Raw genomic sequence first — 12,743 nt, 5'->3', positions numbered from 1 at the left:
TCACCACAATATTATAAAGTCATTTTTAATTCAATAGGATTTTCTATTATATAATTAAATAGTCGCTATTTTAAAAAAACAACCACTCATTGATGAGAATATTTGAATACTAGACACATTTATAAATAAGTCTACAATTAGAGCTTTTTACAAAAAAACGCGTGTTTGCGTATTCTCGTACTTATCAACGGTGTATGAGATAAAATATGTAAATCAAGATACAGATAGATTTAATAAATTCTACATTTTAAAAGATCTCATAAAAATAGATAGTATATAGCGTAGCCACTTATATTTGATCTATTGCACAGGTTCTTAATTCTACTGAGACCATCTTTATAGATATAAACGTTTACAAGGTGCGGTTCATGTACATATTTTTTACACCTAGTAAAACTAATACGTACATTATGCTTGCAACAGTAGAAAAGCTATACAAAAAATGTTTATAGTTACTTAAATTATAAGTTTTATGAATTTTATCAAGGCTCTACAGTTTTAGCAAGTGGATTGCATCACCTATTGATAAAAAGCATAGAAACTTAATCCGTTTTAAAACATTCTAATGGCCACCGATACTATATTTAGATGTGTAAAATACGACTTGCTATCGCATGAGATGAAACCTAAAACCTAATCATGTCGTACAAAATTACCCAAAACCATTTTTCCTGATTGTACAAAAGAACAGCAAAATATTCTTGAAAAATGACTGGGTAAATATGATTATAAAAGTCAGCGATTGTACATCTATAAAAATTGTTTAAGAATTAGGCTTTATTTCTTATGCGCCCGTATGCGATGTCATGATAGGATGAATGTGGTAAATTGCGATTTTCCTCGAGCTTTATGCTAAAAAACACCAAAAAAAAAAACCATCTCGATTGAAATGGTTTTTTTTAGGACTAGTCACACATTTGTATCTAACTTTTACCTTATACTGTCGTAGTACTCATGGTGTCAAGTGCTTTACTTATTAAAGTATCTCCCTTAATAATTTCAAATGTTTCTTTATTTGCTGTATCATCGTGCAACGCTCTAGTTAATGTTTGTGCTACATCTGCTCTAGAGATTTCACCTTGTTTATTAAGTTTATGCGAGAGTTCAATATGATTAGAGGCATTATCATTGATTAAAGAACCAGGTCTTACTATTGCATAATTAAGACCGCTATTTTTTAAATATACATCGGCGTTATGTTTTGCTTTTAAATATTCCTGTAATTGATCTGCCTCTTCTGGATTATCTGCACCCATAGAACTTAACATCACAAATTTTTTGATACTATTAGTTAGGGCGGCATCTACTGCTTTCTTTGCTCCTTCTTGATCTATCTCGACTACTTTTTTACCACCAGAACCTGCTGCAAAAATTACCTTATCAACATTCTCAAATGCATGTGAAATATCTTCAGATAGATCTCCCATAACCCATTTTACGTTTTGATCGTCAAATTGTGCCTTCTGCTCCTCTTTGCGTATCATGGCTATCGGCTCAAAATATTGAGATTCTTTTAAAAGATTTACTACTTGTTTTCCTGTGGTACCTGTTGCACCTGCTATTAATACTTTTTCCATATTCTAAAGATACTTGCAAAGGCTGCATTAAAAATCTATTAAACAAGCTTTAACCTCATTTTAGGCGCTTATTAACGCAGCATTATTCTTTTATTAAGCTTGATTTAACTTATTTACTTTTTTTAAGAATTCAATATATGGAGATTTTCAAGCATGTGCATTTCCTTATTCCTTTTAAAAAAAATATAACTGTAGTAAATGGAATAGGAGAATCTTTACGTGACATAATTTTTGGGTAAAAAGTCCACCATAAATGATTTGCTTCTATTAGAGACTAATTTGAGAAATAAAAGTACTTCATTTTTTTATGTTGCCATTTCAAAATAGAGAGCATGTATATAATATGTAATACTACTATTTCTAGAAGAGGATTTTAATAAAGATAACTTTACTATGGATAGAGTACATAATATTATTAAAACAATAAGATTATACAATTGTAAAATTAAAAAATAGCAGGTCTATAAGCCGGATTCTGTTCTTCAATTACTTGAATACCTTATCATTTATCTAGAATAACAATTACTCGTTATCTCAAACTGCCTACCCTTCAGAATCGCGCGGATAGCGCTCCAGCTCTGATTTACACGACATTTCACCACATAGAGTTTACCTGGTTTCACTACAGCATTACCTGTACATACTTTCTGTTGCACTAGTCCTATCTTGTTTACATAATAATGAAAACAAAACGACGGCCGTTAGCCGCTATGTTATCCTACGGTGTCCGGACTTTCCTACCTTGTTTACACAAGATCGATAAGGCGACCTACTATGCTGCAAAATTAGTTAATAATTGTTGATAATTCACAGAAATTATAGCCTTAGAAAGGAAGTCTATAAGATCATAGCAAAGTATCTTTGAATTATGGAACCATTTATAGTATCAGCTAGAAAATACCGCCCAGAAACATTTGAAGATGTCGTAGGTCAAGGCGCTATTACACAGACGCTAGAGAATGCAATTAAAAGCAATCACTTAGCACAAGCCTTATTATTCACTGGTCCTAGAGGTGTAGGTAAAACCACCTGCGCACGTATTCTAGCAAAAAAGATCAACCATGAAAGTGGAGAATATGATCCTGATGAAGATTTTGCCTTTAATATATTTGAACTAGATGCTGCTTCTAATAATGGTGTAGACCAGATAAGAAGTATAGTAGATCAAGTACGCATACCACCACAAGTAGGTAAATATAAAATTTACATTATTGATGAGGTGCATATGTTATCAAATGCAGCTTTTAATGCATTTCTTAAAACACTAGAAGAACCACCAGCACACGCTATATTTATTCTAGCAACTACCGAAAAACATAAAATCATACCTACGATTTTATCTAGATGTCAAATTTTTGATTTTAAGCGAATTACTGTAAGCGCTATGCGTGAACATTTAAAGCGCATATCTATCAAAGAAGGCATCACCGCCGAGGAAGATGCTCTACAAATTATAGCTCAAAAAGCAGATGGAGCACTGAGAGATTCTCTTTCAATATTTGATCGTGTAGTTAGTTTTTCTGGAAAACAACTTACCGTTAAGGCAGTTACAGAAAATCTAAATGTACTAGATAGAGAGACCTATTTTAAAGTAACTACCCTGTTACTAGAAAATAACATACCTCAATTGCTAGTTGATTATGACGTTATCATGAGCAAAGGTTTTGATGGGCAGCATTTTCTAAGTGGTCTAGCCTCTCATTTTAGAGACTTAATGGTCTGTAAAGATGAGCGCACTATTAACCTACTAGAAGTAGGAGATCAAACAAAAAATAAATATTTAGAACAATCTAGAAACGTTGATCTTAATTTTCTAAGAAAGGCAATTGAAATTACAAACCAGGCCGATTTTAATTACCGAGCCAGTCGCAACCAGCGTCTTTTAGTTGAATTAACTCTCATGCAGCTTGCCTCCATCACTTCTGATGAAGCAAAAAAAAAAATGATGTAAACTACATCATTTCTGCAACACAATTTAGTGACACTGCTGTCCAACATACTAATACAGTAAAAACTGTATCTAGCAAGGAGAGTGGTAACACACCAGAGGTAATCTCTCCTAATTCATCATCTACTGAACTATCAGTAAATCATAAAGAGACGATACCTACTACTTTGCAAAACGCAGTTGCTAATAGACCTCTAGTAGAAAAAACAACTAGCACGACCATTACTAGCGCTCCATCTCCTGCTGTGTCTGGATCACTAGAAGAAGCAAGAAAAGCTTTGTTTGCAAAGAGCAAGAAAAAGGTAAGCGGTTTATCTCTACAAGGAATAGAAGCAAAAAAGGCTCACATTGCAAACATTCAAGGTAAACAAGAGGTTTATGATGAACTACCTGAAGAAGATTTTTCACAAGAGCAATTAACAGCAGTATGGATAAAGTATGTGGAGCATTTAACAGAAAGAGGTCAGCTTATTCTAGCCAGTATAATTAATGCAGACAGGCCTATTCTAGAAGGCACTACCATAAAACTAAAGTTTCCTAATCAGTCTATGAAAGAAGATCTTGAAAAATCACAAGGTCAGATATTAGAGTATTTAAAACGAGAACTTAATAATTATCTTATAGATTTTAAAGTAGCTGTTGATAAAAGTGTTACTAAAAAATACGTCTATACCGATCAGGATAAATTTTCAAAACTGGTAGAGAAAAACCCAGCAGTAGATTTATTAAGAAAAACATTTGATTTAGATTTTTAAAATCAAAATGATACGTACAAAAAAGCCTCTTAATTTCTTAAGAGGCTTTTTTATGAGTTGAAAAACAGCTTATAATTTATAAGAAACACCTATTTGAAACCATCTATTATTTGCATCTTCTAAGTCTGCAAACTCTCTATCAAATATATTTGAAAGACCATAACCATAACGTAGATCTACCGCCCAGTTTTCGTCCATTTTATATCCTAAACCACCTACAGCGGCAAAATCATAATTATAATAATCGTTATTATCTCTCTCAGTAACATTAACACCTGCCTGTGGCCCTAGTAAAACAAATAAACGACGTCCTAAATCTAATCTAGCAAGAACAGATACTTGCAGCCAGTTTGTTTTTAACTGCACGTTATCTCCATTTTCTAGTCTTACTTCATTTTCATTTATTCCTAAAGCAGACACCCCTAATTCTGGCTGTAAAGAAAAACTATCACTTAAAGGTACTTGTCCAAAAAAACTTGCATGAATACCTATCCTACTATTCACATCATCCCATCTATCATTATCTCCTGAAAGAGTGGAATAATTTGCTCCTAAACGGAATCCATAAGAAACGTCTCCATCCTCTTGGGCAACCGAGGTAGCGCCACAAAAAATGATGCTAACTAAAAGTAATAATTTTTTCATCTTTTAAATATTTACTGTCAAAGTTAAACTATCTATGATAAATTGTAGTGAATTAAACTTGTAAAGGATTAAATTTATCGATTATCTGCATTAAAAATCGATTTGATAATACCATCTGTTAATCCTATTTTAGGAACGTAAATATTCTTTGCTTTACTCCATTTCATCGCACGTAGATAAATGCGACAGGCAGGTATGATCACATCGGCCCTATCATGATTTAAATTGAGATGATAAACTCGTTCTTCATAATTATAATTTTGCAGTTGCTCATAGTAATTAACAAGGTAAAAGTAAGAAATAGGCTTGCCTGTCCCTTTACCACTACTTTTAAATATATTATTTATATTCCCACCAGAACCTATAAGGTCAACATAACCATATGCATTAGTTATATTTTTTACCCAGCTTTCTGCCTCGTCCCACAAAGATTTACTAACCATATCATTGAGTAATCTTACCGTACCTATTTTAAATGATCTTGAGACGATCTCTTTTCCATAAGCAAATAGAGTAAACTCTGTACTACCACCACCCACATCTACGTATAAATATACTTTTTCTTGATCTATAACAGCATGTAAATCTGTCATGGCTATAATTGCAGCCTCATGTGAGCCATCGATAATTTCTATATTAATACCAGATTCTTCTTTAATTTTTTGTACGACATCTGCACCATTTTGCGCTTCTCTCATGGCACTAGTTGCATATGCTTTATATACTTTTACGTTGTGTACACCCATTAATAATTGATAAGACTTCATAGAATCAACCATTCTATCGATGTTCTCTTGAGATATATTTCCGTCTACAAAAACATCCTGCCCTAATCTTATAGGCACTCTAACGAGACTCGTTTTCTTGAATACAGGCGGCTCGTTATTATAGAGAGTTACAGTAGCTATTAATAATCTTATTGCATTAGAACCTATATCTATAGCTCCATATTTTTTAATTTCAAACTCCATTAATCTGTAATTTGATTTTTATAATATTGATATGTATCGTATTGCGATCTTACTGGCTTTTTATTATTAGTCACGTAATTATTGAGCTGGTGAGCGCAAATTTCTCTCGCTTTTACATTATCGCTCCAGCATATATCCATGGTTTCTATAATCTCTTTTTTAATGTCTTTGTCATAAATAGGACATGCTATCTCTACTCTACTGTCTAGGTTACGTGCCATTAAATCTGCACTAGAGATATATAGATCGTTCTCCCCTTGATTATAGAACCTATAAACACGTGGGTGTTCTAAAAATCTATCTACCACACTTATAACTTCTATATTCTCGCTCATACCTTTAACACCTGGTATTAAACAACATATACCACGTATGATCAATTCTATTTTCACGCCTGCATTAGAGGCCTCGTAGAAAAGGTCTATCATTTTTAAATCAGAGAAAGAATTTACCTTGGCACGTATTTTTGCTGTTTTTCCCGCTTTCGCGAAAGCGATCTCACGACGTACTAATCGTTCTATTCCATTTCTAAGATAATTAGGAGATACAAGTAGATGTTTATATCTATGTTGCTTATAATTCACTTCAAAGAAATCAAAGACGCGCTCAACTTCTTTTAAAATCTTACGATTTGCTGTAAATAAAGTATAATCGGTATAAATTCCTGCTGTAGATTCATTAAAATTACCTGTAGATATGAATCCATATCTAGCAATTTTACCGTCTTCTTCTCGTGTTATACAGCAGGCTTTACAGTGTACTTTTAAACCAGGAACGCCGAATATCATACGCACGCCTTCTTCCTGCATTAACTCTGCATAATTAATATTTGCCTGCTCGTCAAACCTTGCTTGTAGTTCTATAGAAACTGTTACTTTCTTACCATTTTTAACAGCGTTAATAAGTGATCCTGCGATTTGAGAAACTTCAGCTAGTCTATAAATGGTTATCTTTATGGTTCTAACCTTAGGGTCTAGAGCTGCTTCTCTTAAAAATTTAGTTGTATTTGCAAACGTATGATATGGGGTGTATTGTAGAATATCTTTTTGAGCAATTCTTTCTAATAAAGAACCGCGTATTTTAACGTCTTTAATAGGTAAGGCTGGTAATTTCTCATAGAGTAAATCTGTTCTTCCTAGACTAGGGAATTTAAGATAATCTCTTCTATTGTGATAACGTCCTCCTGGGATGATGCTGTCGTTGTTATCTATTTGTAGTTTATCTTTTATTAGGGTCAATGTCTCTTCATGTATATTTCTATCATACACAAAGCGCACAGGGTCTCCATCTTTACGATCGTGCACACTGCGACGTATTTTTTCTAAGAGACTTTTTTTAAGGTCTAACTCCATGTCTAACTCTGCATCTAGAGTTACCTTAATCATGTGAGCTTCTATCTCTCTATAGTCAAAAATATTAAAAATATAATGCATGCGATGTCTTATCAAGTCATCTATCAATATAATGTATTGCTTATCATCTCCTTCTATTTGCGGTAAAACAACAAATCTATTGAGGTATTTGGGTTTTTCTATTAATGCATACCTTATACTTTTATCTGTCATTACCATGCGCACAGCTAGGTAACCGAAACCATCTCTCAAATGTGGGAAATCTACATGATCGGTAATCATTATAGTACTTATCGCAGGACTAATTTTATCATTAAAATAATTCCTAATAAAACTCTCGTGCTGGGGAAGCACCTGGGTTTCATTTACTATGATAATACTCTCTTGTTTTAATTCTTCTTCTAGCTTTGCAAGAACATTAAAACTACGGGCCTGGTCCACAATAACCATTTCGTTAATTTTCTGTAGCAACTCTTCGGCGGTTATACCACCTAGTGATTTTTTTGCGTTTTTTCCTGCTCTTTGAATGCGCTGTATGGTCGCATAGCGCACCTTAAAAAATTCATCTAGATTATTTGAAAATATACCTAAGAATCGCAAACGCTCGATAAGCGGCACTTTTTTATCGCTCGCCTCTTGTAAAACTCTAGCATTAAATCGCAACCAGCTTAACTCTCTATTATAGTATTGGTTCATCTTATTAATTTGGGAAATATGTGAAACTTAGTCATTCCATTTTCTAATGATTTCCAGGTGTTCGTCTCAAAATCTATTGCTACCACTCCTGCGGTAGGAACGTTATCAAATATGCTGGTACCTAGTAAATTTACTAAATCTGTTATTCCATTATTATGACTAAATATAATTAATGTCTCTACACTATTATCACAGGTACTTATTACTTCTAACAGTTCTTGTGCATTAAAGGTATATAAATCTCGTTTGAGTTTGAGAGTGCTTAATGGATAATCTATATACTCCGTAACTAAGGTAGCCGTTTGCATAGCTCTAGCTGCTGTGCTAGTCCACACTGCGTCTGGAGTAATTTGAGCTGCTTTCAAAGCGTTGCCTATAAGATGCGCATCTTCTATACCTCGTTGAGTGAGTACCCTGTCGTGATCTCTCACCTGCTGCTCCCAGGTGGACTTTCCATGACGTATTACGATTAGTTTTTTCATTAAGGCTGTAATCTTTTAAATGACCATTTCTCTTCTATTTTATTGTATAAAATACGATCATGAAGTCTATTAGGTCTTCCTTGCCAAAACTCAAACGTTAACGCGTCACAAGAATAACCACCCCAAAATTCTGGTAATGGAATATCGATACCATCAAATTTTTGTTCAAAATGACGTAATTGTTCTTCTAACTCTTCTCTAGATAAAATGGGATTACTTTGATTACTAGCCCACGCTCCTATCTGACTTCCTCTGGGTCTAGATCTAAAATAGGATAACGACTTTTCTCTAGAAACCTTTGTTACGTTTGCTTTTATTATAATTTGCCTTTCTAATGATGGCCAGAAAAAATGCAAACTAATTTTATTATAAGCCTCGATAGCCATTCCCTTTTCTGATGAATAGTTAGAATAAAAAAGAAACTTTTTATCTACTATTTCTTTAAGTAGTACCACACGAGATTTAGGAAATCCATCTGTACCTAACGTACAAAGACTCATCGCGTTTGCTTCATCTACTTGAATAGAATCCTTTGCATCTAGAAACCAAGAGTCAAATAATTCATAAGGGCTGGCGGGCAGTATAGTTTCTAGCAAAGCATCTTTGTCGTATGATTTACGGAGGTTTTGAAGGTCTCTTTGCATGTAATTTATTGTTTTATGCAATTTACGTTAATTGGAACTTTTGTCGCAGGAAACAATTATTAAATATGGTTTAATTTTTATTGCTGTGTTCAACTCATGATTGAAATACGCTTGTTTTTTGCAACAGTTATTTGTTTTCAAAAGTATAACCATTCTTTATGGTGACTCATTTTCATTGTTAAAAAACATCTTGGGCAATTATAAACTCAAAAAGTATTATTATTGTGGTGTTAAATCAGCTTCATCCCTTTAAAAACTTCTATATATTTTTTTTAAAAAAAATTCTTTCTTACTCATGCTCGGTACTAGTTAAAAACTAGCACAAGCGGCTTTATAGACTCGCGCCAGCAGGAGCAGAAGTGGATAGAACGCTCTTAAATCGTGTCCTAGAGGTTCAAAAAATGGATGAGGAAGATAAAAAGCATATTCTCTACACGCTCGATGCACTGATAAAAAACGTAAGACTTAAATCTATCGCATAAAAAAAGCCCCTACATCGCTGTAAAGGCTTCTCTATATTATTCATTCTCATTGCAAATGCTAGACTAAAACGAACGCGTTACAAACGCGCGCGACGTGGGTTCCAACATTGGAACACCTTTGTCGTGGCTTCTGCGATTTGCACCACTTCCATGTGTATTGTTTAGCAGTGGATTAGCTATTTTCACTAACAGAATCTTGGCAGTTACTTTCTAAAGAATGCAATATATTCAAAGCTGTTTTTTTAACTTCTATATTCTCATGATATGTAAATTCTTTGAAAAAACTAACATAACGACACAAGCCGCTGTTACCAAAAATTTTAAGACTTACAATTAGATTTGAAGGGTGAGTTATTTTTCTATTGTTAATACTTTCAATCAAATTTGAATATATGTTTTCCTCGCATGGAAACCAAGACCAGTTATACAAACACTCTAATAATTCAAATTGAGTTATCGAATTACTTTCTACATTTAATATTATTCGATTAATTAACTCATTAACTATTTTCTCCGTTAATAATTTTTCAGGTGAAATAAATACATAACTATCTTCAATAAGATCGTTTAAGTATTCAATTAAATCCTGATTTGTTTTATTTTTTAGGTGCATTATAAAAAGTATTTACATTTGGAATGTGAGTATTGTTGGCTGCCTCTGCATTATAATTTGGGTTTTTCGTTTCGTTTCGATTAAACTCCCCTGCTGGCGCGAGTATAAATTACCGAAGCTAAACCCCTGCTGGCGCAAGTATCCACGGCGGCTAGTGCTAGTTTGCAACTAGTACCGAGATGAGTAAGCAAGAATAATTTTAAAGAATGTAAAGAAGCCTTTACAGCGATGTAACGGCTTTTTTTGTATCTATAGTTAAGTACACTACGAAGTTAATGATAACTTAAATTATACACAAGTTAACTACAAAACAGTTAATTCTTATTCCATAAAACCTATATCATCAATTTGTAAAACAGTGTGATCATTTTGGAAATTCCTAGCGCTGGAGTATTTCCAGTCTACAGGATCTATCACAAAACCTGTTTCTACAGGGTTATTATGAATATAATTTACTTTTTGCTTGATTACGCTAGGGCTCCGTAATTCAATAGGTTGATTGTGGTGTTGCCAAAATTGATATTGAGAGGTATTAGCACTTTTCTTACCTGCTCTTTCAAACATCCATAATAACCATTCTTTTCTGCTTTCTTGTGGATTTTCTTTAATTGCTTGCAACACTTTCTTTGCAGTATATTTCTTGAAATCTCTCAGTAATTCTGATGGTTGATCTATAGATGATCTAAATATTAAATGCACATGACTAGGCATGAAACAGTAAGCATATAATTCCATTGATTTATGCTTTCTACAATATTCTATACTACTGGCTAACTCATTAAAATAAACATGTCTCGTAAAGACATCTAACCAGTTAACTGTTGCAAAACTTACAAAGTAAGCACCACTTTTATTATGGAATTTATACTTTCTACTCATCAACTAAATGTACGGAAAGTTTAAATAATTTATTAAGAGTTAATTTTGTAAAACAATAAAGTCCATACGTGTTATATAAACTTTATTGTTCTTATTATTTTACTCATGCTCGGTACTAGTTACAAACTAGCACTAGCGGCTTTATAAACTCGCGCCAGCAGGGGGCTTCTAAGTTGAAGGCGATATAAATCCGTTTTCAAAAGGGTTTAAAAAAGATTCAAATTTTTTGATTTTTAAGAACTTGGATTTAGAAAAAAAATGTTCGTTATCGTTATGTAATATAACTTTAATATCTGATGGGATCGAGCTAACTAACTTTTTTGAGATTTCAAAACTATTAGTATCTACAAGAAAGCATTTAGGAATTTCAAATTCTCTACTAATGACTTTAATTTCATTATTTTCAAATTCATTTATAGAAAACTGTGTAGCATATATAAAATTTTGAGTTTGGTCGACAATTATTATATCCTCTTTGAGATTAGCAAATAATTCCAAATCAAAATTTTCAGTTATAACGATAATATCCATTTAGTTATTAATATATTTGACAAGATCATCTGCATTTTTAAAAACCTTTATACCATCTTTGGTAAGTTGCTTTAATGCATGAGTCTTTACTGCTGGAGCGAACAATATTACTTCTTTTCCATTAGCATTAGGTTTAATCTTGTTTAAAATTTGATTAGACTTTCCTTTTCTGTTCCCCTGCTGGCGCAAGTATCCACGGTGGCTAGTGCTAGTTTGCAACTAGTACCGAGATGAGTAAGCAAGAATAATTTTAAATAATGTAAAGAAGCCTTTACAGCGATGTAACGGCTTTTTTTGTATCTATAGTTAAGTACACTACGAAGTTAATGATAACTTAAATTATACACAAGTTAAATACAAAACAGTTAATTCTTATTCCATAAAACCTATATCATCAATTTGTAAAACAGTGTGATCATCTTGGAAATTCCTAGCGCTGGAGTATTTCCAGTCTACAGGATCTATCACAAAACCTGTTTCTACAGGGTTATTATGAATATAATTTATTTTTTGCTTGATTACGCTAGGGCTCCATAACTCAATAGGTTGATTGTGGTGTTGCCAGAATTGATATTGAGAGGTATTAGCACTTTTCTTACCTGCTCTTTCAAACATCCATAATAACCATTCTTTTCTGCTTTCTTGTGGATTTTCTTTAATTGCTTGCAACACTTTCTTTGCAGTATATTTCTTAAAATCTCTCAGTAATTCTGATGGTTGATCAATAGATGATCTAAATATTAAATGCACATGACTAGACATGAAACAGTAAGCATATAATTCCATTGATTTATGCTTTCTACAATATTCTATACTACTGGCTAACTCATTAAAATAAACATGTCTCGTAAAGACATCTAACCAGTTAACTGTTGAAAAACTTACAAAGTAAACACCACTTTTATTATGGAATTTATACTTTCTACTCATCAACTAAATGTACGGAAAGTTTAAATAATTTATTAAAAGTTAATTTTGTAAAATAATAAAGTCCATACGTGTTGTACAAACTTTATTAATCTTATTATTTTACTCATGCTCGGTACTAGTTGCAAACTAGCACTAGCGGCTTTATAAACTCGCGCCAGCAGGGGAAAACTTCTAAATATTGAATAATTACTTTTCATTTATAATACAATCATTTCAGTGGTATAATTTTCTTCTCCGT

General features: G+C 32.9%; 10 protein-coding genes, 1 other RNA gene and 1 pseudogene. 1 reads left to right on the top strand and 11 read right to left on the bottom strand.

What is annotated here, in order from left to right; translation table 11 throughout:
* Positions 1-935: 935 nt before the first annotated feature.
* Both Q0838_RS12685 and rnpB read right to left on the bottom strand, forming a co-directional pair.
* The gene (locus Q0838_RS12685; RefSeq protein WP_298955775.1) at positions 936-1,577 is read right to left on the bottom strand and encodes an SDR family oxidoreductase; all 642 of its coding nucleotides are present in this window, start codon (positions 1,575-1,577) and stop codon (positions 936-938) included.
* Between the two features lie 448 nt (positions 1,578-2,025).
* Positions 2,026-2,353: RNase P RNA component class A (gene rnpB / locus Q0838_RS12680), an RNA gene on the bottom strand.
* Between the two features lie 92 nt (positions 2,354-2,445).
* Between rnpB and Q0838_RS12675 the strand changes: the two are divergent.
* Positions 2,446-4,280, top strand: a pseudogene (locus Q0838_RS12675) (DNA polymerase III subunit gamma/tau).
* Between the two features lie 69 nt (positions 4,281-4,349).
* Here Q0838_RS12675 and Q0838_RS12670 read toward each other — a convergent pair.
* The 9 genes from Q0838_RS12670 to Q0838_RS12630 form a co-directional block, all read right to left on the bottom strand.
* Positions 4,350-4,925, bottom strand: a complete 576-nt coding sequence (locus Q0838_RS12670) for a porin family protein (RefSeq protein ID WP_298955773.1) — start codon at positions 4,923-4,925, stop codon at positions 4,350-4,352.
* A gap of 74 nt (positions 4,926-4,999) precedes the next feature.
* The gene (locus Q0838_RS12665; protein WP_298955771.1) at positions 5,000-5,896 is read right to left on the bottom strand and encodes an exopolyphosphatase; all 897 of its coding nucleotides are present in this window, start codon (positions 5,894-5,896) and stop codon (positions 5,000-5,002) included.
* A complete protein-coding gene (gene ppk1 / locus Q0838_RS12660) occupies positions 5,896-7,944 on the bottom strand; it encodes a polyphosphate kinase 1 (RefSeq protein ID WP_298955769.1) in 2,049 nt (682 codons plus the stop codon). Before ppk1 ends, Q0838_RS12665 begins: the two co-directional genes overlap by 1 nt.
* The gene (locus Q0838_RS12655) at positions 7,941-8,426 is read right to left on the bottom strand and encodes a histidine phosphatase family protein (RefSeq protein ID WP_298955767.1); all 486 of its coding nucleotides are present in this window, start codon (positions 8,424-8,426) and stop codon (positions 7,941-7,943) included. The genes ppk1 and Q0838_RS12655 overlap by 4 nt, the downstream gene beginning before the upstream one ends.
* Positions 8,426-9,070: a pyridoxamine 5'-phosphate oxidase gene (pdxH, locus tag Q0838_RS12650; RefSeq protein ID WP_298955765.1), complete on the bottom strand. Its 645-nt coding sequence runs from the start codon at positions 9,068-9,070 to the stop codon at positions 8,426-8,428. The genes Q0838_RS12655 and pdxH overlap by 1 nt, the downstream gene beginning before the upstream one ends.
* A 654-nt stretch (positions 9,071-9,724) precedes the next feature.
* Entirely contained in the window at positions 9,725-10,165 is a 441-nt protein-coding gene (locus Q0838_RS12645; RefSeq protein ID WP_298955763.1) for a hypothetical protein, read from the bottom strand.
* Between the two features lie 321 nt (positions 10,166-10,486).
* A complete protein-coding gene (locus Q0838_RS12640) occupies positions 10,487-11,044 on the bottom strand; it encodes a transposase (RefSeq protein WP_298955761.1) in 558 nt (185 codons plus the stop codon).
* A gap of 168 nt (positions 11,045-11,212) precedes the next feature.
* Positions 11,213-11,575: a hypothetical protein gene (locus Q0838_RS12635; RefSeq protein WP_298955759.1), complete on the bottom strand. Its 363-nt coding sequence runs from the start codon at positions 11,573-11,575 to the stop codon at positions 11,213-11,215.
* A 372-nt stretch (positions 11,576-11,947) separates the two neighbouring features.
* Positions 11,948-12,505, bottom strand: coding sequence for a transposase (locus Q0838_RS12630; RefSeq protein WP_298955757.1), 558 nt, complete (start codon positions 12,503-12,505; stop codon positions 11,948-11,950).
* Positions 12,506-12,743 lie beyond the last annotated feature (238 nt).

The organism is uncultured Nonlabens sp., assembly GCF_947495285.1.
Lineage (GTDB): Bacteria > Bacteroidota > Bacteroidia > Flavobacteriales > Flavobacteriaceae > Nonlabens.
The sequence above is the reverse complement of the archived record's forward strand: the minus strand, read 5'-3'. Positions and strand labels throughout refer to the sequence as shown.

Bases quoted from the DNA above. Each gene is read 5' to 3' on its own strand.
- Q0838_RS12655 (WP_298955767.1), bottom strand. From the start codon at position 8,426: ATGAAAAAACTAATCGTAATACGTCATGGAAAGTCCACCTGGGAGCAG.
- ppk1 (WP_298955769.1), bottom strand. From the start codon at position 7,944: ATGAACCAATACTATAATAGAGAGTTAAGCTGGTTGCGATTTAATGCT.
- Q0838_RS12635 (WP_298955759.1), bottom strand. From the start codon at position 11,575: ATGGATATTATCGTTATAACTGAAAATTTTGATTTGGAATTATTTGCT.
- pdxH (WP_298955765.1), bottom strand. From the start codon at position 9,070: ATGCAAAGAGACCTTCAAAACCTCCGTAAATCATACGACAAAGATGCT.
- Q0838_RS12665 (WP_298955771.1), bottom strand. From the start codon at position 5,896: ATGGAGTTTGAAATTAAAAAATATGGAGCTATAGATATAGGTTCTAAT.
- Q0838_RS12640 (WP_298955761.1), bottom strand. From the start codon at position 11,044: ATGAGTAGAAAGTATAAATTCCATAATAAAAGTGGTGCTTACTTTGTA.
- Q0838_RS12670 (WP_298955773.1), bottom strand. From the start codon at position 4,925: ATGAAAAAATTATTACTTTTAGTTAGCATCATTTTTTGTGGCGCTACC.
- Q0838_RS12630 (WP_298955757.1), bottom strand. From the start codon at position 12,505: ATGAGTAGAAAGTATAAATTCCATAATAAAAGTGGTGTTTACTTTGTA.
- Q0838_RS12685 (WP_298955775.1), bottom strand. From the start codon at position 1,577: ATGGAAAAAGTATTAATAGCAGGTGCAACAGGTACCACAGGAAAACAA.
- Q0838_RS12645 (WP_298955763.1), bottom strand. From the start codon at position 10,165: ATGCACCTAAAAAATAAAACAAATCAGGATTTAATTGAATACTTAAAC.